Source organism: Vibrio sp. V15_P4S5T153 (genome assembly GCF_963874485.1).
GTDB classification, from domain to species: domain Bacteria; phylum Pseudomonadota; class Gammaproteobacteria; order Enterobacterales; family Vibrionaceae; genus Vibrio; species Vibrio anguillarum.
In genome coordinates this window covers 1,243,246-1,265,647 of the sequence record NZ_CAWNHR010000011.1, presented here as the reverse complement: position 1 = coordinate 1,265,647, position 22,402 = coordinate 1,243,246, and the positions used below count along the sequence as shown (strand labels likewise).

The window sequence follows — 22,402 nt, the reverse complement described above, 5'->3', positions numbered from 1 at the left end:
TATGTCAGGTGTTTTAAATACGGTTGACCAGCGCACCAATCTTGTCGGAGAGAATCGACTAGAGTTGCTTTTATTCAGCTTAAATAGCCGGCAAATTTTTGCGATCAATGTATTTAAGGTGAGGGAAGTGATCAAAGTTCCTCAGTTAACGAAATTGCCCGGTTCTCATCATAATATTACGGGTGTAGCCTCATTGAGGGGAGTGCCAGTTCCTGTCATTGATTTGCGCAGTGCGATCGGTTTTCCTCCATCTCGCTTGGATAGCCAGGAACAGAACCTCATCATCACAGAGTACAATCGAACCATTCAAGGTTTTTTGGTTGGGCAAGTTCGCAATATTATCAATACCGCATGGACTGAAATTCAGCCACCACCGCGTTTAGCTGGCCGGTCTAATTACCTTACCGCTATCACCCATGTTAAAGAGGTCAACAGTAGCCATATTGTTGAAATCATTGATGTTGAAAAAGTGTTAGCTGAGATTATTGATTATGACGTTTCTATCTCAGAAGGCGTTCTTGACCATGATTTGGTTGCGGAGATGGTCGGGCGAAAAATTCTGATTGTGGATGATTCTTCAACGGCTCGTAACCAAATAAAAGGGACGCTCTCACAGCTTGGTTTGGAAATTGTCGAATGCAGAGATGGCTTAGAAGCATTGAATCTTCTGAAGTCGTGGAGCGATGAAGGAAGAGATGTAACGAGTGAGCTTTTATTGATGATCACCGATGCTGAAATGCCAGAAATGGACGGCTATAAACTGACTTCCGAGATCCGTAATGATCCGAGAATGAAATCACTATTTATTACGTTAAACACGTCACTCAGTGGCAGCTTTAATGAAGCCATGGTACAAAAAGTGGGTTGTGATCGTTTTATCTCTAAATTCCAACCCGATTTATTAGTACAAGTGGCACAAGACCGATTACGTGATGTGCTTTCGTAAGATTTTTAGCCATCATTACAATAAAGTCGTCTCTAATGTAATGTGCTGACATGAAATAGTAACGTTCACCTCAAACGACAATGCCTTGCTGATGAGGCAAGGCATTGAAAGATTAAGAAAAAGCTAAGCCATTACTTTTTCGGTTGTGCATCGATACATTGACCATTCACAGCTTGGCCTTCCGGCGCCATTAAATAGAGATAAAGCGGCATGATATCTTTAGGCGTTTTCAACAACTCCACATCTTCAGCGGGATAAGCTTTAGCGCGCATGCCAGTACGCGTGCCACCGGGATTAATTGCATTCACTCGAATTGATGTGTTGCTTAGCTCATCAGCTAGCACTTGCATCATCCCTTCTGTGGCGAATTTTGACATAGCATAAGTGCCCCAAAAAGCACGACCATCATGGCCTACGGTTGAAGACGTAAATACAATTCGCGCATCTGGAGATTTGTGCAGCAATGGCAGCGCCGCTTGGCTGAGTAAGAATTGCGCTTTGACGTTGACCTGCATGACATCGTCATAAGAATCTTCACCGATCTGATCAAACGGGCTGATCACACCCAAAAGCCCCGCGTTATGTAGCACGCCATCTAAGCGACCAAACTGCTCTGCAATGGTATCGATCATATCGAGATAATGTTGCTTGGTGGCTCCTTTCATGTCCAGCGGAACAATCGCAGGTGTTGCGTAGCCAGCGTTTTCTATCTCATCATAAGTTTGTTCTAACTTTTTCACCGTGCGGCCGAGCAAAATGACGGTTGCGCCGTGGGCTGCATAGCTGATGGCGGCTTGTTTACCGATACCGTCGCCAGCACCTGTAACTAAAATGACTCTATCTTTGAGGGCATCTGCAGAAACTGAATAATCCACCTTGTGCTTCCTTATTGTTATGATTTGCTTTAAGTCTTCGTGACAAGGTGGTTACAATACACCAAATCAAAACCTATGAGGATTAGGACGTTGGAATTTTTATTGGACTACGGCCTATTTTTGGCCAAGATTGCGACAATCGTCGTCGCTCTTGTTGTGCTATTGGTCATTGTGAAATCGGTGGGCGGAAAAAACAGCGCGCAGAAAGGCGAGCTGGAAGTAGTGAATTTAACCGAGCGTCATAAAGAAATGGTCGAGCAGATGGAACACCATCTGCACGATGATGCTTTCTTGAAGGCTCGCGATAAAGCAGAAAAGAAAAGCGAAAAAGAGAAAAACAAAGCACGTGACAAAGCGATCAAAAAAGCGGCCAAAGAGGGAGCGCTAGATACCAAACGTGAACCGCATCTCTTTGTCTTGGATTTCAACGGCAGTATTGATGCCAAAGAAGTGAGTTCGTTACGCGAGGAAGTGACCGCCATTCTCGCCGTTGCTCGTCAAGGTGATGAAGTGTTGCTGCGTTTAGAGACTGGCGGTGGCATGGTGCATGGTTATGGTTTGGCTTCTTCGCAGCTCGATCGCATTAAAGCAGCTGGGTTACCCCTAACCATCGCAGTTGATAAAGTGGCCGCCAGCGGTGGTTATATGATGGCGTGTATTGCTGATAAAATTGTGGCCGCTCCTTTTGCGATTGTTGGATCCATTGGCGTTATTGCACAGTTGCCTAATTTCAATAAACTGCTTAAAAAACATGACATTGAATTTGAACAATTGACCGCAGGTGAATACAAACGCACGCTGACTATGTTTGGTGAAAACAGTGATAAAGCGCGCGATAAGTTCAAGCAAGAACTCGAAGAGACCCACGAACTGTTTAAAGATTTTATCCGCGAGCATCGCCCAGCGCTTGACCTTGAGAAAGTGGCCACTGGTGAACACTGGTTTGGGACTCAAGCTCAAGAGCTCGGTTTAGTCGATGAGATCAAAACTTCTGACGACTTAGTGGTTGCTGCGTGTAAAGATAAAACGGTACTGGCAATCCATTATGTGCAGAAGAAAAAACTGACTGATAAATTGGCTGGTGTTGCGGGCGAAGCGGCTGATAGCGTGCTTCTGAAATTGATCAGTCGCGGTCAACGGCCAATCGTTTAGGTTAGGCGCGTCTTTCTCGAAGCAGGCAGATTATTTTTCGGAGAGTATTAAGCGGAGAAGTGCGTTACTTCTCCGTTTTTTTTGATCTCAGCCATTCACCGATGGCGAGTATCAACCCGGCCAACATGCCTGCTAAATGCGCTTCGATAGCCACGCGTGCATTAATAAGCTCACTGGTGTTACTTGAAGCGCCGAAAATTTGCTCCCAGACAACTTTGACAATAACACCAACCACCAACAGCCAACTGCTGCGACGCCCTTGCAGTGCTTCTTGCAGCGCCAAATAGGCAAACATTCCATGGAGCGCGCCTGAAAGGCCGACATAGACTTGAATACGGCTCAAAAAAAGGCTGACGCCTACCATCAGGCTGGTTGCCAGAAGGCTGATTAACCATTTTTTACTGCTCGGCTGAAACACAAAATGGATAATCCACAGCCCTGCGAGGTTCATACCAAGGTGTGTAAAGTTGGTGTGTGTGAAATTTCCTGTTAGGATCCGCCACCATTGGCCCGCTTCAATGGCAGGCCGATTCCACGCACTAAGTGCGGCCAGCGGCGGCCATTGCAATCCCAAGCAGACCAAGCTGATAGCAAGTAGTGCAAAATAACGATTTTTTTGATGGTTTATGTTTAGTAAGCAAAGGCGAAAGTAATTCACGTTATGTCTCGATACTGTTCTCAATGTGGTAAAGCGCGAAAAGCCTGCATCTGTTCTTTGATCGTACCGCTTTCCTCGTCGGTCGAGCTTATCATTCTTCAACATCCGACAGAAGAACATCGCCCAATGGGCACAGCCCGAATTCTCGATTTATCTTTAGCGAATTGCAGGCGCTTTGTTGCCGAAGATTTTAGCCGGCACACTCAGCTGAATGAGTGCTTAGCTGAGCCGGATGTGCTCAACTATGTACTTTACCCGCATGAGACTGCGCAGCCCGTGTCGGCTATGAATATCAATGCTGATACCAGAAAAGTACGAGTTATTTTACTCGATGGTACTTGGAAGAAAGCGTATAAAATGTGGCAACTCTCGAGCAATTTACATTCGCTACCGTGTTTGCACTTGCCGACCGATCTCAAAGGCAATTATCGCATTCGCAAGGCACCGAGTGAAAACAGCTTATCAACTGTTGAAGCTGGTTTTCATATCTTGTCATTGCTTGAGCCTCGGCAAAATTTTCAACCGCTCCTTGATGCTTTTGATGCGATGGTTGCCTTTCAAATTAGCCAAATGCCAGCTGGGGTTTTTAAGCAAAACTATATCAGCGAGTAACCGCTATATCAGTGAGTAATGATGGCAGAAGCTACCACTCAACCAGCCATTAATAGTGATTATGAGCTGAGAAGAGTTGTTGATGGAGCCTTTGCGCATAGCCATCGGTCATAGCCGAAATATAGTCACAGATAACGCGCATACCATCGTTTTCATTGGTTTGGGCTTGCCACTTACCGCGCGTTGTTTCTGGCAGTAAGCGTTCAGGATCGGCGCTTAGCGCTTCAAATAGATCCATGATGATTTGTTGGCCTTTGTATTCAAAACGCTGCACTTGCGGAATTTGAATCACATATTGGCTCACAAATGATTTCAGTACTTCCAGTGCGGCGGCCATATTGGGTTCTAAATAGGCGTTGAAGGCGAGTAGTTCATTCTCGAAATGCGCATCAACGGCTTGAATATGAATGCTAGTCAGTAGCGCATTAACAATCCCGCCAATCGCATCTTTACGACGGTAATGTTTGCCTGCAAACAGCATTTCACTGATGGAAGCGATGTGTTCTTCAAACCACGCATCGCCGCATTCGGCCAGTTTCGAGGCTGCGGCCTCTTGCCACTGTTGGCGAGTCACCATGCCAAGCACGATGGCATCTTCTAAATCGTGCACGCCGTAGGCAATGTCATCGGCCAGCTCCATGATTGAGCAATCGAGTGATTTAAAGCGAGTCTTGTGATGTTGATAAGGCGTTGCGGGCTGACCACGCATTTGACTGAGTAGGGCTTTATCTTGCGCAGAGAGCGGCTCCGTTACCCAAGAAAAAATCGCGTGATCGCAATCGTATATTCCCTTAGCAGGCGACCACTCTTTAGCTTTCAACTGACGCTGGTGAGCGACTGCATTGGGTTGCTGTACGGCGCGAGTTTGGCTCAGCAGCGCAGGGTATTTTAATAATCCCAGCACAGTGCGGCGTGACAGGTTCATACCATGGTGTTCGGTGTAAGGCTCTAAGCTGGTCACAATTCGAAAGGTTTGTGCGTTGCCTTCAAAGCCGCCGTGATCGCGCATCATATAATTGAGCGCCACTTCGCCGCCATGACCATAAGGAGGGTGACCGATATCATGCGCTAGGCATAAGGAATCGATCAAACTATCCGAAGGCAGCAAATCACGAAACTCTGGTTGCTTGAGTTTAATTTGCGCCACTATACCAGTGCCGAGTTGCGCGGCTTCTAAGGAGTGAGTGAGGCGAGTACGATGGAAATCATTCAAGCTAGTGCCATGTACTTGAGTTTTAGCTTGTAAGCGACGAAATGCTGCCGAGTGAAGAATACGTGCCCGATCGCGTTGGAAAGGGCTGCGGTGATCATCGCGGCGGATTTTATGCTCATCATCTTGGCGTTCAAGCCATTTGGGGTCAATGGATATATCCATGCCATCTCCTGCAGTACATTTATGTTTTTCAAACACTTAACAAGTAACTTAGCGTGAGTTAGCTGATTTCGTCCAGCGTTAATTCGAAACTAGGGGCAAAGGTATTGAGAAAATACTCCATCTCAAGTGTATGGCGATCTCGTAAGGTGACGTCTAAACGTTTTTTGGCCAGCGCATATTCATGGTTGCCCGCGCTGAGTTCTTCTAAGCATTTGAGATAGGCGCAGAGTGAATCTGCCTGTTTGACTATCGCCACATCTTCAGGGTGCGCGGCGTCTGAAACGAGATATGGAGCAAAATCCTCACGCAGCTCTTTAGGCAACATCGAGAGCAGTTTTTGTTCGGCGGCGGCTTCTATCTTTTTGTATTCTTTCGCAATATCGGGGTTGTAGTATTTAACTGGTGTCGGAAGATCGCCCGTCAACACTTCACTGGTATCGTGGTACATACCTAAAATCGCAATCCGTTCAGGGTTGACCTTGCCGCCAAATTTTTTGTTTTTGATCACGGCTAAAGCGTGAGCGACAAATGCCACTTGTAGGCTGTGTTCAGAGATATTTTCACTGGAGATCGATCGCATTAAAGGCCAGCGTTGAATTAACCTCATTCGGGCTAAGTGAGCAAAAAAGTGACTCTCTTTCATTGCAATAAACATCCTTGCTGTGTCGGGGGCCAAGAGAAAAAATTGGCGATTAAAAGAAAACGGGCGCACTTTTAGTATCGAAAAGTGCGCCCGTTTAGCATATGGAAGTTTACGTCAGAATGCTACTGACTGTAGGTCGATAAGAAACGTTCGAAGCGGCCAATGGCAATTTCCAAATCTTCAATATGCGGTAAGGTGACAATGCGAAAGTGGTCCGGTTTTGGCCAGTTAAAGCCCGTTCCTTGAACCAATAGCACTTTCTCTTGTTTTAAGAAGTCGAGCACCATTTTTTGGTCATCTTTAATGCTGTACATTTTCGTGTCGATTTTCGGGAACAGGTACATGGCTCCTTTAGGTTTGACACATGAGACGCCGGGGATCTGGTTGATCAATTCCCACGCGCGGTCGCGCTGTTCGAGCAGTCGGCCGCCGGGCAAAATCAGCTCATTGATACTTTGATAGCCACCTAATGCGGTTTGAATCGCATGCTGCATGGGCACGTTGGCACACAAACGCATTGAGGCAAGCATTTCCAAACCAGCCACATAACCTTTGGCGATGTGTTTTGGCCCGGTAAGGAACATCCAACCACCACGGAACCCGCACACACGGTACGCTTTTGACAGGCCGTTAAAAGTGACCATTAAAACGTCATCAGCCAGTGTTGAAATAGGCGTATGGGTTGCACCATCGTATAAGATTTTGTCGTAGATTTCGTCGGCGAAAATGATCAATTTATGCTTGCGGGCAATCTCAACAATTTCCAGCAGGAAATCACGGCTATAGACAGCACCTGTTGGGTTGTTGGGGTTGATCAACACAATACCGCGTGTTTTGGGCGTGATTTTACTGTTGATGTCGTTGAGATCAGGATACCAATCGGCTTCTTCATCACACAAGTAATGCACAGCAGTGCCACCGGAGAGGGCGACCGAAGCGGTCCATAATGGATAATCAGGAGCAGGGACAAGCATTTCATCGCCATTATTAAGCAGCGCTTGCATCGCCATCACGATAAGCTCTGAAGCACCATTACCGATGTAAACATCTTCTACATCTAGGCTACGCAGCCCTTTTTTCTGGTAGTGCTGCACCACGGCTTTGCGCGCGGAATAGATCCCCTTTGAGTCGCAATAGCCTTGTGAAGTAGGCAGATTACGGATCACATCAACTAGGATTTCATCTGGGGCGTCAAAGCCAAATGGGGCGGGGTTACCAATGTTTAACTTCAGTATTTTATGCCCCTCTTCCTCCATGCGTTTAGCATGTTTGAGTACAGGACCCCTAATGTCATAGCAGACATTGTCGAGTTTTGACGACATCCCGATATTTTGCATTGTATAATTCCTGAAAAATAAATAATTTCTTTATTAAACTACACTAAATTGATGTTTGATAGAATAAAAATCTGCCACTGTCCGCTTTTAGGATACAGATGAGGATGCCCGTTATCACAGGAATCTGCAAAAGATAACTCGTAACCTTGATTTCGTTTCCCTCTCTAAATAGAGTAGCCGTCAGTAGAGCCCGTGTCTCAATGTTTTCGAGGTCGATTTGTCGCATTTTCATCAAGCTATTGCTCGGTTAATCGAGCAAATAAACGACGCGAAGGATGATGACGTTCGTTTTGTACAAATACTGCAAGAAGCTCCCCCTTTCGCGCCAATTGATTGGCTTGAAGCGCAACCCATTTTCCCTAAATTTTATTGGCAGTCACGTGATACGCGCGAAGAAGTAGTGGCATTAGGTCAACTGTATACTTTTTCTGAGGCTGAACCTGCCTACGCTATTCTTGGTCAGGAACAGCGAGTTTGGGGTGGACGTTCTTTTGATGGGCATACGGACAAAAATCGCCGTTGTCTATCCTCATTTTTCTTTTTACCGCAAATTGAGCTGATTTGCTGTGATGGTCAGTGGTCATTGGCGGCGAATATTACCGCTGAACGCCAACGAACCTTGGTCGCACTGCATAAACTGCAACTTGAAGTTAGTCCGTTACGTGGTATGACGTCACATATAAAACAGGTCACCCATCAACCTAATGAGGTGAAGTGGCAGCAGTTGGTCAATCAAGTGCTTGAGGGAATTGATCATCAAGCGTTTAAGAAAGTGGTGCTCGCGCGGCAAACGACACTCAGTTTAGATAAGCCGTTAAGCGCGGCGCAGTTGCTTAAGGCAAGTGCGGCGCACAATCATCACAGTTTTCATTTTTTATTAGCATTTGATCAAAAACACAGCTTTATGGGGTCGACACCTGAGCGTTTGTACGCTCGTCAAGGGCAGACTTTGTATACCGAAGCGCTGGCGGGAACTATAGGTAGGGGAGAAAATGCGAGCCAAGACATGGAGTTATCTCATTGGCTTACTCAAGACAGTAAAAATCTTAATGAAAATCAATATGTAGTGGATGACATTATTGAACGGTTAACGCCTCATTCTGAAAGGGTTGATGTTGAACAGGACGTCCGTTTAGTGCGTTTGCGCAAAGTGCAACATTTAAAACGGGGTATCCATGCGCAGCTGAAAAAGGGTGTGAATGGTGTACAACTGCTGAACGCGTTACAACCGACCGCAGCCGTGGCTGGCCTGCCGCGTAAAGCGGCGATGGATTTTATTCAGGCTAATGAGCCTTTTGCACGTGGTTGGTATGCCGGCTCAGTCGGTTATTTTAGCCATCAACAAGCGGAGTTTTGTGTGGCGATTCGCAGCGCTTTGCTGGTGGACAATCAGGTCCAACTGTTTGCCGGAGCGGGCATTGTTCCAGGTTCAGTTGCTGAGCATGAATGGCAAGAGTTAGACAAAAAAATGGCAACCTTACTGAGTTTGATCAGCGACCATTTTCCTCTAGGAGTGGCGTCATGAAGCATGACCAAGCAGTGCTGAACCGAATTTGGAGCCAAACGCTACTTGAGGAGCTTACTCGACTTGGGGTTCAAGAGATCTGTATTGCTCCGGGTTCACGCTCGACACCTTTGACCTTAGAGGCGGCCGCCAATCACAAGCTTTCAATCCATACTCACTTTGATGAGCGTGGGCTGGGCTTTTTTGCTTTAGGTCTTGCTAAGGCGAGCCAAAAACCAGTTGCGGTGATTGTCACTTCTGGCACGGCGGCGGCTAATTTACTGCCAGCGATTGCTGAGTCACACCTCACGGGTGAAAAACTCGTTATACTCACGGCTGACCGGCCCGTTGAGCTTGTAGGATGCGGTGCGAATCAAGCAATCAATCAAGTAGGTATTTACTCATCACATGTCACGCAGGCGGTGAATCTACCCAGTCCATCGACGACTATCCCATTGACTTGGTTGTTAACCACAGTGGATGAGGCTATGGCTAACCAAGATTATATGGGTGGTGCAATACATATTAACTGTCCCTTTCCCGAACCACTTTATGCCGAACATGATGTAGATCTCTACGCGGACTATTTGGCTGTGATTGAAGCGTGGCGTCAGCGTGAGCAAGCATTCAGCTCTCGCCAGTACCAAACCGAAACCAAAACGTTAGATGATGGTGCATGGCTGAGTAAAAAAGGGCTGGTGATTCTTGGTTCGTTGACGTTAGCTGAAGCGAAGAAGGCCAAGCACTTTGCCAACAAACTTGGCTGGCCAGTCTTATGTGATCCACAATCAGGCGTGAGCAGCGAATGGGCGTATTTTGATTTATGGTTGCAAAATGCGCGAGCACGTGAGCTGCTTAGTGAAAGTGAGGTGGTGATCCAATTCGGTTCACGGCTGGTCTCAAAACGACTTACTCAATGGCTAGCTAGCCATGCTCACATGGGTAACGTGCAGTATATTTACGTTTCACCCCAAATGGCACGTAATAATCAAAGCCATCTGATGCAACAGCAGTTTGTCACTGATATTGCGTGCTGGGTCGATCGGCATATTGGTAAATTAACGGCTTTAGGTGCGGCGCAAGCGGGTTGGTCGGATCGGATAAAAACGGTCGCGCAAGAGATTGCCCAACTGGCTAAATTGCATTTGAACGGTGACTCTTCTATTACAGAGATTGGTTTAGCGCTCGATATGGCCGAGCGTAGCGAAGGGGCCGACCTATTTATCGGCAACAGTTTGTTCGTCCGTTTAGCCGATATGTTTGCTCAAATTGAGGGACGTTCGGTTTACTCCAATCGAGGCGCTTCGGGTATTGATGGCTTAGTGGCAACTGCCGCAGGAGTACAGCGAGCCAATCATAATCCAATGTTGGTATTTATTGGTGACACGTCATTGCTGTATGATCTGAATTCTCTAGCTCTGCTTAGCCAAGTCAGCACGCCTCTGGTGCTGGTGGTGGTGAATAATGATGGTGGCGCTATTTTTGATCTATTACCCGTTCCCAAAACGCACAAAACCGCCTTGTACCAAATGCCCCATGGCTACCAATTTGAACACGCCGCACGGCAGTTTCGTTTAGGTTATGCGTGTCCGCAAACCTTATCTGCTTATCAAAGCTTGGTCCGTGAACATTTACAGCAGGGTACTGGCACCTTATTGGTTGAAGTGACCACGCCGTCTGGGCAAGCCGGTGAGCAAATCACACAATTTACCCAGCAAGTCTATGCTTTGTAGTCGTTTTTATTGCAGCACCAACACAGGTTCGACGTCGGTCGAGCCAGTGTTGGTTTTTCTACATGGTTTACTAGGCAGTGGGCGAGATTGGTCGAAAACGGCGCTTTTCCTTTCGCCATACTCGCAATTATGGATTGATCTTCCCGGTCATGGCGGTAGTCAGTCTCTCTTATGTGATGACTTTGATGAGTGCTGCGCTCACATTTCTGCAACCGTGCTTAAGCAGCTTGGCGAAAAAACACCTATCGTATTGGTGGGCTATTCACTTGGTGGAAGGCTGGCAATGTATGGCGTGGCGATGCAGCGTTTTTCGGCGTTGAATATTCAAGGTTTGATCGTTGAGGGTGGCAACTTCGGCTTGCAGAGTTTTTTTGAACGTGAACAACGATTGGAAAATGATCACCATTGGGCACATCGTTTCCAAACTGAGCAGATTGAGCGAGTTTTGGTCGATTGGTATCATCAACCCGTTTTTTCTTCATTAAATCATGAGCAAAGACAAACTTTAGTCACTCAACGCAGTGCTAATCTTGGGGCTGCAGTGGCTCACATGCTACTTTCGACTTCATTGGCAAAACAGCCTTATCTGCTCGCACAACTTGAGCAAGTCGCATTGCCAATGGTCTATATTTGTGGGGAGAAGGACAGCAAGTTTGTTCACCTGGCACAGCAAAGCGGTTTCGAATATCGCCAAGTGCGGGCTGCAGGGCATAATGTCCATCATGAGCAGCCCGAAGTATTTGCTCATCTTATTCAAGAATTTATCAGCCAATGCTAACGCGTTGGTTCAAAAACAATAATTAATAGAACAATGGAAAGCACCATGGCTAAAACAGTCGGTATTACTGAACAAGAATTGTATGCACCAGTCATCTGGAGTGACTGCAGCGCCGAATATGAAGATATTCACTATCACAAATCGCAAGATGGCATTGCCAAAATTACGATTGCCCGCCCTCAGGTGCGTAATGCCTTTCGCCCACAAACGGTTAAAGAGATGATCAGTGCGCTGGCCGATGCGCGTTATGATGAGCAAGTTGGCGTGATCATTCTAACTGGCCTTGGTGAAGCGGCATTTTGCTCTGGTGGCGATCAAAAAATTCGTGGCGACTACGGCGGCTATCGTGATGAGTCCGGTACGCATCATCTCAATGTGCTCGATTTCCAACGCCAAATTCGTACCTGTCCGAAACCTGTAATTGCGGCGGTTGCTGGTTGGGCTGTCGGTGGTGGCCATGTGCTGCATATGATGTGCGATTTAACTATAGCGGCAGAAAATGCCCAGTTTGGTCAAACAGGGCCCAAAGTGGGTTCATTCGATGGTGGATGGGGTGCGTCTTACATGGCCCGTATCGTTGGGCAGAAAAAAGCGCGTGAAATTTGGTTCCTTTGCCGTTTTTATGATGCTCAAGAAGCGTTGGACATGGGGCTGGTCAACACGGTTGTGCCAGTAGCTGATTTAGAAAAAGAGACGGTTCGTTGGTGTCGTGAAGTATTGCAGCATAGCCCTATGGCGCTGCGCTGTTTGAAAGCAGCGCTCAACGCAGATTGTGACGGCCAAGCAGGTTTGCAAGAACTGGCGGGTAACGCAACCATGATGTTCTATATGACAGAAGAAGGGCAAGAAGGGCGCAATGCCTTCAATGAAAAACGCCGCCCTGATTTCAATAAATTCCCTCGTAATCCTTAAGCGTAAAATCGGCTCAAATCATCCATTTTCCGTGATGATTTGGGCTAGTGGTCTCAATGAACAAAGTCGAATATCGAACAAAAGGTTGAAATTATGCGCAGAGCAACACTGTATCGCTACTGTTTACCGATGGATAGCGGCGTTATTCTCCGCAATCAGAAGCTGGTAGAACGTGAAGGTCTGATTATTGAATTACAAGATGATCACGGTTCAGCGTTGGGTGAAGTTGCCCCATTACCCGGTTTCAGTTTAGAGTCACTTGAGCAAGCACAGCAGCAGTTAATAGCGCAGCTTCAGCTTTGGGTTAGTGGCGAGCTTATTGCCTATGATGATCTTTTTCCTTCTGTTGCCTTTGGTTTGTCGATGGCGGAGTTAGAGCTGGATGGTGGGTTGCCTCAAGCCGGACACTATCACGCAGCACCTTTGTGCTCGGGAGACCCTGATGAACTGATCCCGCTTCTGAACGCGCTACCGGGCGATCATAGAGTTGCGAAGATTAAAGTTGGGCTGTACGAAGCGATTCGCGATGGGATGATCGTAAATCTGTTTTTAGAATCCATGCCTGATTTGCAATTGCGTCTTGATGCTAACCAAGCTTGGACACCCGCTAAAGCTGAAAAATTTGCTCAATATGTTTCTCCTTCGCTGCGTCAACGCATTGCGTTTTTGGAAGAGCCGTGTCCATCTCCCAGTGACAGCTTGGCTTTTGCTATCCATACGGGTATTGCGATTGCGTGGGATGAAACCTTACAGCAAGCCGTTCGCCGTGCAGATTTTCAGCTAGAAGATCTGACGGGAGCGAAAGCCATTGTGATTAAACCGACCTTGATTGGCTCGGTACAGCGCTGTATCGCTCTGATTGAAAAAGCTAAAACATTAGGCATTCAAGCCGTTATTAGCTCTAGCATCGAATCGAGCTTAGGGCTTTGCCAATTAGCTCGTTTTGCGCAGTGGCAACTGCCTAATGAAATTCCGGGGCTAGATACGATTAGTTTGTTTAAAGCACAACTCGAAAGCGCATGGCCCAACAGCGCATTGCCGATACAAACGCTCGCACAGCAAACGGTGGTTTGGCAATCTCAATGCGAGTAGGCGTTTCCTTTTGCCAAAAGCCGTGGCAACAACATGCTTTGTATTCGCCGCACGCGATCGCATTGCGTACGGCGAATCAAACCTACACTTGGCAGCAGTTAGCGAATCGTATTGACGCTTATGCTTTTGCAATGCAGCAACAAGGTTTGCAGAACCAAGATGTGCTGACGTTAGTGGGTAAGAACAGCCTTGAGTTAGTGTTAATCTACCTTGCGTCGTTAAAACTTGGCGTGATCTGCGCCATCACCATGCCACAACCTGTGATGCTGCTGAAACAGAAACTCAGTACCTTATACGGAGAGAATAAACCACATTGGTTATGGTTAGGTGAAGGAGCTAGGCTCAAGGAGAATGAGCTAACTTCATTGCTCGCTGACGCTAACATCCGGCTTTATACTCATGAACATGTTACTCATGAACATGTTTCGCAGCCCACGAGCGCTATGGTAAACAAGGCTGAGACACAGTTTGCCTCAATCATCTTTACTTCTGGCTCTACTGGGGTTCCTAAAGCCGTTATTCATACTTTTCAGCAGCATTGGTCGTCAGCCAGTGGTTTACTTGAGGTATTTTCATTTCGTTGCCATGATACGTGGCTGCTGAGTTTACCGATGTATCATGTGTCTGGGTTAGCCATTATTTATCGCTGGCTAGTAGCTGGTGCTTGCTTAAAAGTCGGCAGCGGCGATCTCACCCAAGATATAATTCATGTCACGCATGCTTCATTGGTTGCTACTCAACTGAAGCGTTTATTAGACAGTAAAACACCACTCGCATTAACGCATGTGCTGCTTGGCGGAGGGCATATCCCAAACTATCTCGCCCAGCAGGCGGCAAAGCATGGCATTGAAACTTGGGTGGGTTATGGTATGACGGAAGCGGCTTCCACTGTCACAGCAAAACGTGTTAACGCAAGCCAGAGTGTTGGTCATGTGCTACCCAAACGGCAAGTGAAACTACAAGGCCAGCGCATTTTTATTGGCGGTGAAACCATATCCAGTGGCTATTACCAACAAGGCTTAATCACGCCTCTTATGGATGAACAAGGATGGTTCGACAGCCAAGATCTTGGCTACTGGCAGAATGATGAGCTGTGCATTATTGGCCGCGTTGATAACCAATTTATCTCTGGAGGCGAAAACATTCATTGTGAAGAGATTGAAGCGGTATTATCTCACCACCCCGACATTGCTTTAGCTATGGTGATCCCTGTTCATGATGATGAGTTTGGCGCGCGCAGCGTTGCTTTGTTGCAATGCCAAACTATGCCTAAAAAAGAGGCGTTAGAGCAGTGGCTCAATGGCAGGCTTGAAAAATTTAAATATCCCATCGATTATTTTTTAATACCAAATCACTTGAGCGAAACGGGTATTAAAATATCGCGCAAGACCTTAAAAACATGGCTCACCGAACATCAGCTGCGTTATCGACCACTCAATGAGCGATCACCATTTGATGGTCTGGTGCTGCCAATCCACAAAACAGACGGGCTTATCTAACATTTCCTTTTGCTGAAGTTGATAAAGTTGCTTAGCCACAAACTCCGGTTCAAAGAGCTTATCGCTAGACACATTATGCTGAAATGGTTTAGAAAGCGGGGTGTCGGTGGTTCCCGGATGAAACAGAATGGTTTGTGTGTTGGGATGAGTGCGAGCTAGCTCTATCGCAAAACTTTTCGTCGCCATATTTAGCGCCGCTTTACTCATCCGATAGCTGTACCAGCCGCCACTGTGGTTATCCTCTAAGCTACCTATCCGCGCGCTAAAAACCGTAATTTTTGCAAAAGATTGACGATCAATAAGTGATGGTAAATATTGAAACCAACGCACTTGGCTCAAAACGTTACATTGTAAAAGCCATTGAAAGTAAGACTCGTCAAACCTTGAGATACGCTTTTCCGGTGTATAGGTGCCGTTGTGTAGTTGCCCATTAAAAAACACAATTTGATCAAACTTATGCCCGATGTCGGCCAATGTTTTGGCAATCAAGGCCGTTGATTCGATACTGTAGTCGGTTGGAAAATGTTCGCTTGAGGATTGGGCGAGATATTTTTGTCTTGAGACGGTAACGATTTCTGGCGCTAAAGTCTGCGCTTTGAGCTCCCTTATAAAAGCTTGGGCGATGATGCTTGAGGCGCCAATAATGAGGTATTTCATTGTTATCACTCTCTGTTTTTACAAACGCCATTACGGCATTGAGCATGACTAAACCAGCGAGATATCGACATGCGATGTTTTGCAAAAAGGAGATAAATTTGGTCGCTAATCCATTTTAGGATGGGCAAGCGCGTGATGAATAACCAGCGATGTTTGTTGACTAAACGCCAAGCTAGAACGGTCACATCCATCCCATAAAGCAGATTGCCTTGTTGATCTAAGCCATGCAGTATCGATAACGCCTTGCTTTTGTCGATAGAAGGAAAGCTACGCATAGCATCGCCGTCATTTATGTCGATAAGCTGAACCCGACCATGGTGATCGAAGGTTTTTAATGAACGCATTTCATTGCAGCATAAAGGACACTGCGCATCGAAAAAAATCACTAAAGATGGGGTACTCATATGTATGTCATCAGCCTAACAGCCCGTTAATAACATATTTGTACGTTCACTCTTCAGTATAAGATCAAGCTAGTGTTTGGTTTGCACTCAATCCCAATCTAACGCCAATCCCCCCTGAGTTCGGCGACTTTTTGTTGCATCACTTGTGTTGTTGCCTCTTTGGGGGGGACGGGCTCGCCAGCTTCAATTTCTATATGTGACCAAAAACGAGTCGGTAGCCCACAGCAGGCGCGCCCTTTGGCACGGCTAAAATAGCTTCCCCACAACCCCTTCAATGCCATGGGGATGACAGGCACAGAGCTGCGTTTTAAAATAATATCCATCCCGCGCATGAAATCGCTGATTTCGCCATCCGCGGTTAACCGTCCCTCTGGGAAAATGCAGACGATATGCCCCTCTGCCAATGCTTGTTCTATATCGTTAAAGGCTTGGCGGATAGAACCGCGACGCGTTGCGGAAATAGGTATCACGCCTGCACGTTTCAAAAAGCGACGAAGTGGCGGCAAATTGGCGTAATCCTCTTCCATCACAAAACGAATTAAGCGAGGGCAAACCGCGCTCAGCAACAGTGCATCCATATAGCTAACATGATTGCACACCAGCAGAGCTCCGCCCTTTTCAGGTAAGTGATGAAGATTTTTGTGGCTGACTCGATACATGGTATGCGTCAGTATCCACATTAGAAATCGCACCAAAAAGACCGGGACTTGGTAGCATAAATAGAGTGCAACAAAGCCATTAAGCAAAGCTAATATAATGAAGAACTGAGGGATCGTAAGCTCAAGAAAGCTCAAACAGACAATCCCTAATAGTGCGCTCGCCACCATAAACAGTGAGTTGTAGATATTTAAAGCGGCAATGACTTGTGCGCGTTGAGTGACTTTGGCACGCTGCTGCATTAGCGCATATAAAGGCACAATGAAGATGCCACCGCAGACGCCAATCAACAATAGGAAAAGAAACATCGGCCATAGTGATTGGTAGCTGATAAATTGATAAAAATCAGTAAATTGAGGCAGTTTTTCTGGCACGGAGGTTGCCATTAAATAGCCAAATAATGTAATGCCAAAACTGCCGATAGGCACGATGCCGATCTCTATTCTATGATGCGATAATTTGTCACAGGTCAATGAGCCAGTGGCAATACCAACAGAAAACAGTGCTAGCAAAAAAGAAACGGCGCTCTCTGTGCCATATAAATAGTGATGCGTGAAATTTGGAAATTGAGTTAAGTAGGCAGCACCTAAAAACCAGAACCAACTGATCGCCATTACGCATTGGAAAATAGTACGGTCTTGTTTGGCAATCGCAATGGTCTGCTTGGTTTGCTCAATGGGCTGCCAGCGAAAAACGAGATCGGGTGCGCAAGCAGGGGCTTTAGGAATATTACGGCTGGCTAAATAGCCTAACAACGCAAATAGCACCACCGCGCCAGCAGCCACGTATTTAGTGTAGGGCATCGAGGCAATGAGTCCTGCCCCCAATGTGCCTAATAAAATCGCTAAAAATGTGCCTGTTTCCACTAACGCATTGCCCGGAACCAATTCATTCGGTTTGAGTTGCTGCGGCAATAAAGCGTATTTGACTGGACCAAAAAAGGCCGATTGTGTCCCCATCAAAAACAGTAATAACAGTAAAATAGTGTAACTCTCAGTAATAAAACCGATCGCGCCAAGACACATGATGCCAATTTCAGCCAATTTCACTTTACGAATGAAAGCGGATTTTTCGTACTTGTCAGCAAGCACGCCGGCAGAAGCAGAAAAAAGGAAAAAAGGAAGAATGAATAGCCCTGCGGCAAGGTTAATAAATAAGTTACTGGAAACTGGTAACACGTTCGCTCCAGCAAACGCGACCAATAGCAGCAAGACATTTTTAAAGATGTTATCGTTAAATGCGCCAAAAAACTGGGTGATGAAATACGGAAGAAATCGTTGCTGAGTCAGCAATGAAGATTGAGATTGACTCATTGATGGTCCTTATCGCGCCCAGTGATTAAGATAGTTTGAGAGTAGGTTTTCAATCAGCTCTTTACCATCGATCAGTTCGGCGGCGAAAAATTTATCATCTACGCTTAATAAGGTAATACCATGTACGCCAGACCATAGGACTCGGCTTGCTTGCAGCACTTCTTGTTGCGAGTGTTGTGGAGCAAGGATGGTCAATAAACCTTCAAGCATGGCGGTCATGTTGTCGATGCGCTCTGCTTGCCACTGGGGAAGTAGTTCACCATTCATATTATGTTCAAAAATAAGTTGCCAGCGATTGGGGTGCAACTGAGCAAAATCGTGGTAGCAATAGGCCAATTGATACAACGCTTCTTTTGGATCGCTACACTTGCCTACCACTTTTTTCGCTTGCGAAGAGAGTTCATCCAAGGTTTGAGCTACCACATGCAGCAATAAAAGATTGTAACTGCCGAAGACATTGACCAAAGTGCTAGGCACGTAGCCAATCATGGTTGCGATTTTGCGCAGGCTGAGCTCGTGATAAGTGTGATTTTGAAGAAAATGCTTCGCGGTCTTGAGCGTCAATGCAATCAGTTCTTCTCGGGTGTGATCGTTTCGTCTGGCCATGGTTACGTATCAATTATGAACAACGTTCGATATTCTAGTGGGGTGGTGTATAAGCGTCAACTTATGGACGGTTAATTTGCAATATTCTGATACATGTCTGCGAGAAGCAACGGTTTTCTTGTCTATCCGAAGTGGTTATGATGAGTAAGCCTCAATAATTATAACCCTAAGGAAAAACATGAAACGTTTTTTTTCCCTTGTAGCACTGCTGATGGTTGCTGTTGCGATCACACCGATAGCAGAAGCAAAGAAATTTGGCGGTGGTAAATCGTTTGGTAAAAGCTATAAAACGGCTCCAGCACCCAAACAGCAGACTCAAAAAAATGACACCATTAAGCAAGATCAAGCAGGTAAAGCTGGTTCGACCAAAAAAGGTCTGATGGGCGGATTACTGGGTGGTTTACTCGCTGGTGGTCTACTGGCGGCTTTCTTTGGCGGCGCGTTTGAGGGTATCCAATTTATGGATATTCTGATCTTCGGCCTGATTGCTTTTGTGCTCTTTAAACTGATGCGCGGTATGCTTGGTGCGAAGCAGGGTAGCATGAATCGGCAGCAGCCTGCGTTTGGTGGCGTGAATAACCGGACGGAGTTTGAACAGCCTAACGTGCACAATTTTGAACAACAGCCTCAAGCCACAGGTGGTTTTGGAGCGAATGCACACAGCGATATCCCACATAACTATCCAGCCGGTTTTGATAAGGTAGCTTTCATTAATGGTGCGCGCGAACACTACCGTATTTTGCAAGGTGCTTGGAACCATAACCAACTTGAAACTGTTGAAGAATATGTATCGGCGAGCTTGTTTGAAGATTTAAAACAAGAGCGCGCAAAGCTAAACGGTGAACAGCACACAGATGTGATGTACGTAGACGCTGAAGTCGTTCGCGCCGATTACGATGCAAGTAAAGCGCAGTTGAGTTTGCAGTTTACTGGCCGCTACCGCGATTCCGTGGAAGGCATTGAAGAAGATATTAATGATGTGTGGCATTTAGAGCGTGATTTAACCGTACCTAATGCACCTTGGTTGATTGTCGGCATTCAAGGCTAAGACTTTTCACGATGCATCCAAAACGCCCAAGTTTGTCTTGGGCGTTTTGCTAGGTCACTAAGCTAATTTAGCCGTTGTTTCAAAGGCTTCTAATTTTGAAAGATAAGGTGTTAAATCACCAATATTGTTTTTCACCCAATCGGCACAGTAATAGGTATCTAAATAACGTTCGCCGCTGTCGCATAACAGCGTCACGATGGAGCCTGTTTCACCTCGTTGTTTCATCTCACTGGCAATTTGCAAAACCCCATAAAGATTGGTGCCGGTAGAAGGACCTGCTTTGCGGCCGAGTAGTTTTTCTAACCAATAGATTGTAGCGACACTGGCGGCATCCGCAACGGTGCGCATTTCATCGACTACGCCGGGAATAAAACTTGGTTCAACTCGTGGACGACCAATTCCTTCAATTTTGCTACCACACTGCAAGGTTAAGCTTGGGTCTCGGCTTTTGAAATAATCATGAAATACCGAGTTTTCAGGGTCGACGACGCACAGTTTGGTATTGTGTTTTTGGTAGCGAATAAAGCGGCCTATAGTTGCTGAGGTTCCGCCTGTGCCTGGGCTCATTACAATCCATGTCGGAACGGGGTGATCTTCCATCTGCATTTGGTTAAAAATACTGTCGGCAATATTGCTATTACCACGCCAGTCGGTCGCACGTTCAGCATAAGTGAACTGGTCCATATAATGACCATTCAGTTCTTTAGCTAAGCGGTGTGATTCGGCATAAATTTGATCAGAGCGATCGACTAAATGCGCTTGGCCGCCATAAAGCTCAATCTGCTCAATTTTTTTACGTGCAGTACATTTGGGCATTACAGCAATAAAAGGCAAGCCTAGTAAACGAGCAAAATAAGCTTCTGATACCGCAGTACTGCCCGATGAAGATTCAATGATAGTCGTTTCAGGGCCAACCCAGCCGTTACAGATGGCATACAGAAAAAGAGAACGGGCTAGGCGGTGTTTGAGCGAACCCGTAGGATGCGTACTTTCATCTTTGAGATAAATATCGACCCCAGCGACACAAGGCAAATCGAGCTTGATCAGATGAGTATCGGCCGAGCGTTGGTAGTCCGCTTCTATTTTTCGAATTGCGTTGTTAATCCATTGATGATCGGTGCACATGGTTCTCTCTCCATCGTTATTGTGAGGGTAATTTACCCTTAATGTGAGAGAAAAGCTTTGCTATGTTGCCTGTCATTTTGTAGTTTTAGAGAAAATTATTCTCTTATTCTGGGGGAGCTATGGAGCTTGATAGAATTGATCGCATGATCCTCTCATTACTGCAACAAGACAGCACTTTGTCGCTAAATGATTTGGCTGAAGCGGTGAACTTAACCACCACACCTTGCTGGAAGCGATTGAAAAAGCTTGAAGAATCTGGCGTGATTGCGCAGCGAGTTGCCCTGCTTGACCCAGAAAAATTAGATTTGAGTTTTACCGCGTTTGTGTTGATTAAGACCAGCGATCACTCTCACGAATGGTACAGCCATTTTGTCGTGACTGTGTCTGAGTACCCTGAGGTGATGGAGTTCTATCGTATGGCGGGTGAGTACGATTACATGATGAAAGTGTTGGTCAAAGACATGAAGTGTTTTGACCAGTTTTATAAAAAACTGGTCAATGGCGTGAAAGGGATTAATAACGTGACTTCAACCTTTGCAATGGAGTCATTGAAGTACACTACCCAATTGCCTCTGGCATAGCCTGCTCGTCCGAGTCTTTTTATTTGGTGAAGCGCATCACACCTTCTTGCACTGCTGTTGCGACTAAATCTCCTTGGCGGTTGTAAATCTCGCCACGCACTAAACCACGGGTATTGCTGGCCGTAGGGCTTTCTATTGCGTAGAGCAACCACTCATCCATTTTGAATGGGCGGTGGAACCAAATCGAATGATCAATCGTCGCGACTTGAAAGTTAGGTGTCATCAAAGAGACTTTATGAGGATGCAACGCTGTGACTAAAAACCCCCAATCAGACGCGTAACCGAGCAAATATTGATGGATGAGTTGGTTATTTGGCAACTCACCATTAGCGCGTATCCACAAGTACTGTTTTGGCTCCGCTTTTTGTGGTTTTAGCGGGTTAATTACGGTCACTGGACGCATCTCAATCGCTTTTTCGCCACAAAAAACCTTTTTTATTTTTTCAGGTAATAAGTGTGCAATCTGGGCCGCCAGTTCAGATTCAGAGGCAAAATTTTCAGGACCAGGGATGTCAGGCATGGTGTTTTGATGTTCAAAACCGGGCGCTTCACCGTGATAAGAAGCAGTGAGATAGAAAATCGGCCGACCATTTTGAATGGCTTTGACTCGTCTGGTACTGAAACTGCGTCCGTCTCTTAAATTCTCAACATCATAAATAATTGGTTTTTCAGGATCTCCGGGGTAAAGAAAATAGCTATGAAATGAGTGAACAGTGCGGTCGGAATCAACCGTATAGCGAGCCGCCGAGAGTGCTTGGCCAATCACTTGCCCACCATACACTTGTGGTAGACCTAAGTTCTCGCTCTCACCTCGGTATAAACCTTCTTCTAGCTTTTCCAGTTGCAGCAAATCCAATAGTTCATTTAATGGTTTACTCATAGACCCTCACCGAGA

The 22,402-nt window shown here is 46.2% G+C and carries 22 protein-coding genes; 11 read left to right on the top strand and 11 right to left on the bottom strand.

Annotated elements, in window-relative coordinates:
• The first annotated feature begins 1 nt into the window (after window position 1).
• A complete protein-coding gene (locus AACT42_RS07590; protein WP_017048555.1) occupies window positions 2–946 on the top strand; it encodes a chemotaxis protein CheV in 945 nt (314 codons plus the stop codon).
• 131 nt (window positions 947–1,077) lie between these two features.
• Here the strand turns inward: AACT42_RS07590 and AACT42_RS07585 are convergent, their stop codons facing one another.
• Window positions 1,078–1,821 carry a YciK family oxidoreductase gene (locus tag AACT42_RS07585; RefSeq protein WP_013856422.1) on the bottom strand — a complete coding sequence of 248 codons (744 nt, stop codon included), beginning with the start codon at window positions 1,819–1,821 and terminating at the stop codon, window positions 1,078–1,080.
• A gap of 90 nt (window positions 1,822–1,911) precedes the next feature.
• On the opposite strand from AACT42_RS07585, the gene sohB reads away from it, so the two are divergent.
• A complete protein-coding gene (sohB, locus tag AACT42_RS07580; protein ID WP_026028277.1) occupies window positions 1,912–2,973 on the top strand; it encodes a protease SohB in 1,062 nt (353 codons plus the stop codon).
• A gap of 64 nt (window positions 2,974–3,037) precedes the next feature.
• On the opposite strand, the gene rrtA is transcribed toward sohB, so the two are convergent.
• Window positions 3,038–3,631 (bottom strand): rhombosortase, encoded by a 594-nt coding sequence (gene rrtA / locus AACT42_RS07575; protein ID WP_094131624.1) that lies wholly within the window; start codon window positions 3,629–3,631, stop codon window positions 3,038–3,040.
• 3 nt (window positions 3,632–3,634) lie between these two features.
• Between rrtA and AACT42_RS07570 the strand changes: the two genes are divergently transcribed.
• Window positions 3,635–4,243: a tRNA-uridine aminocarboxypropyltransferase gene (locus AACT42_RS07570; protein WP_088732716.1), complete on the top strand. Its 609-nt coding sequence runs from the start codon at window positions 3,635–3,637 to the stop codon at window positions 4,241–4,243.
• 49 nt (window positions 4,244–4,292) lie between these two features.
• Here the strand turns inward: AACT42_RS07570 and AACT42_RS07565 are convergent, their stop codons facing one another.
• The 3 genes from AACT42_RS07565 to AACT42_RS07555 all read right to left on the bottom strand — a co-directional run bounded on the left by AACT42_RS07565 (window position 4,293) and on the right by AACT42_RS07555 (window position 7,598).
• Entirely contained in the window at window positions 4,293–5,618 is a 1,326-nt protein-coding gene (locus tag AACT42_RS07565) for an anti-phage deoxyguanosine triphosphatase (RefSeq protein ID WP_026028279.1), read from the bottom strand.
• 58 nt (window positions 5,619–5,676) lie between these two features.
• Complete coding sequence (yfbR, locus tag AACT42_RS07560) at window positions 5,677–6,261, bottom strand: 5'-deoxynucleotidase (RefSeq protein WP_094131623.1); 585 nt, start codon at window positions 6,259–6,261, stop codon at window positions 5,677–5,679.
• 122 nt (window positions 6,262–6,383) lie between these two features.
• The gene (locus AACT42_RS07555) at window positions 6,384–7,598 is read right to left on the bottom strand and encodes a pyridoxal phosphate-dependent aminotransferase (RefSeq protein ID WP_013856428.1); all 1,215 of its coding nucleotides are present in this window, start codon (window positions 7,596–7,598) and stop codon (window positions 6,384–6,386) included.
• A 217-nt stretch (window positions 7,599–7,815) separates the two neighbouring features.
• On the opposite strand from AACT42_RS07555, the gene AACT42_RS07550 reads away from it, so the two are divergent.
• The 6 genes from AACT42_RS07550 to menE all read left to right on the top strand — a co-directional run bounded on the left by AACT42_RS07550 (window position 7,816) and on the right by menE (window position 15,116).
• Window positions 7,816–9,123, top strand: a complete 1,308-nt coding sequence (locus AACT42_RS07550) for an isochorismate synthase (RefSeq protein WP_013856429.1) — start codon at window positions 7,816–7,818, stop codon at window positions 9,121–9,123.
• A complete protein-coding gene (menD, locus tag AACT42_RS07545) occupies window positions 9,120–10,835 on the top strand; it encodes a 2-succinyl-5-enolpyruvyl-6-hydroxy-3-cyclohexene-1-carboxylic-acid synthase (RefSeq protein ID WP_094131621.1) in 1,716 nt (571 codons plus the stop codon). The genes AACT42_RS07550 and menD overlap by 4 nt, the downstream gene beginning before the upstream one ends.
• Window positions 10,825–11,613, top strand: a complete 789-nt coding sequence (gene menH / locus AACT42_RS07540; protein ID WP_094167965.1) for a 2-succinyl-6-hydroxy-2,4-cyclohexadiene-1-carboxylate synthase — start codon at window positions 10,825–10,827, stop codon at window positions 11,611–11,613. The genes menD and menH overlap by 11 nt, the downstream gene beginning before the upstream one ends.
• A 45-nt stretch (window positions 11,614–11,658) precedes the next feature.
• A complete protein-coding gene (gene menB / locus AACT42_RS07535) occupies window positions 11,659–12,525 on the top strand; it encodes a 1,4-dihydroxy-2-naphthoyl-CoA synthase (protein ID WP_026027256.1) in 867 nt (288 codons plus the stop codon).
• Window positions 12,526–12,618: 93 nt separating this feature from the next.
• Window positions 12,619–13,617 (top strand): o-succinylbenzoate synthase, encoded by a 999-nt coding sequence (menC, locus tag AACT42_RS07530; protein ID WP_094133556.1) that lies wholly within the window; start codon window positions 12,619–12,621, stop codon window positions 13,615–13,617.
• Window positions 13,608–15,116 (top strand): o-succinylbenzoate--CoA ligase, encoded by a 1,509-nt coding sequence (gene menE, locus AACT42_RS07525; protein ID WP_094133557.1) that lies wholly within the window; start codon window positions 13,608–13,610, stop codon window positions 15,114–15,116. The genes menC and menE overlap by 10 nt, the downstream gene beginning before the upstream one ends.
• On the opposite strand, the gene AACT42_RS07520 is transcribed toward menE, so the two are convergent.
• The 4 genes from AACT42_RS07520 to AACT42_RS07505 all read right to left on the bottom strand — a co-directional run bounded on the left by AACT42_RS07520 (window position 15,063) and on the right by AACT42_RS07505 (window position 18,753).
• Window positions 15,063–15,773, bottom strand: a complete 711-nt coding sequence (locus tag AACT42_RS07520) for an SDR family NAD(P)-dependent oxidoreductase (RefSeq protein ID WP_047687875.1) — start codon at window positions 15,771–15,773, stop codon at window positions 15,063–15,065. The genes menE and AACT42_RS07520 overlap by 54 nt on opposite strands.
• A 5-nt stretch (window positions 15,774–15,778) precedes the next feature.
• Window positions 15,779–16,177 (bottom strand): thiol-disulfide oxidoreductase DCC family protein, encoded by a 399-nt coding sequence (locus AACT42_RS07515; RefSeq protein WP_094133558.1) that lies wholly within the window; start codon window positions 16,175–16,177, stop codon window positions 15,779–15,781.
• A gap of 98 nt (window positions 16,178–16,275) precedes the next feature.
• Window positions 16,276–18,147, bottom strand: coding sequence for an MFS transporter (locus AACT42_RS07510; RefSeq protein ID WP_094133559.1), 1,872 nt, complete (start codon window positions 18,145–18,147; stop codon window positions 16,276–16,278).
• 9 nt (window positions 18,148–18,156) lie between these two features.
• On the bottom strand, window positions 18,157–18,753 hold the full coding sequence (locus tag AACT42_RS07505) for a TetR/AcrR family transcriptional regulator (protein ID WP_094133560.1): 597 nt from the start codon (window positions 18,751–18,753) through the stop codon (window positions 18,157–18,159).
• Window positions 18,754–18,931: 178 nt separating this feature from the next.
• Here AACT42_RS07505 and AACT42_RS07500 point away from each other — a divergent pair, with 178 nt between their 5' ends.
• The gene (locus AACT42_RS07500; RefSeq protein ID WP_017048570.1) at window positions 18,932–19,801 is read left to right on the top strand and encodes a Tim44 domain-containing protein; all 870 of its coding nucleotides are present in this window, start codon (window positions 18,932–18,934) and stop codon (window positions 19,799–19,801) included.
• A 57-nt stretch (window positions 19,802–19,858) separates the two neighbouring features.
• On the opposite strand, the gene AACT42_RS07495 is transcribed toward AACT42_RS07500, so the two are convergent.
• Window positions 19,859–20,926, bottom strand: a complete 1,068-nt coding sequence (locus tag AACT42_RS07495) for a PLP-dependent cysteine synthase family protein (protein ID WP_017045283.1) — start codon at window positions 20,924–20,926, stop codon at window positions 19,859–19,861.
• A gap of 119 nt (window positions 20,927–21,045) precedes the next feature.
• On the opposite strand from AACT42_RS07495, the gene AACT42_RS07490 reads away from it, so the two are divergent.
• On the top strand, window positions 21,046–21,507 hold the full coding sequence (locus AACT42_RS07490) for an Lrp/AsnC family transcriptional regulator (protein WP_010319994.1): 462 nt from the start codon (window positions 21,046–21,048) through the stop codon (window positions 21,505–21,507).
• 19 nt (window positions 21,508–21,526) lie between these two features.
• Here the strand turns inward: AACT42_RS07490 and tesB are convergent, their stop codons facing one another.
• Window positions 21,527–22,387 carry an acyl-CoA thioesterase II gene (gene tesB, locus AACT42_RS07485; RefSeq protein ID WP_013856442.1) on the bottom strand — a complete coding sequence of 287 codons (861 nt, stop codon included), beginning with the start codon at window positions 22,385–22,387 and terminating at the stop codon, window positions 21,527–21,529.
• Window positions 22,388–22,402: the final 15 nt, after the last annotated feature.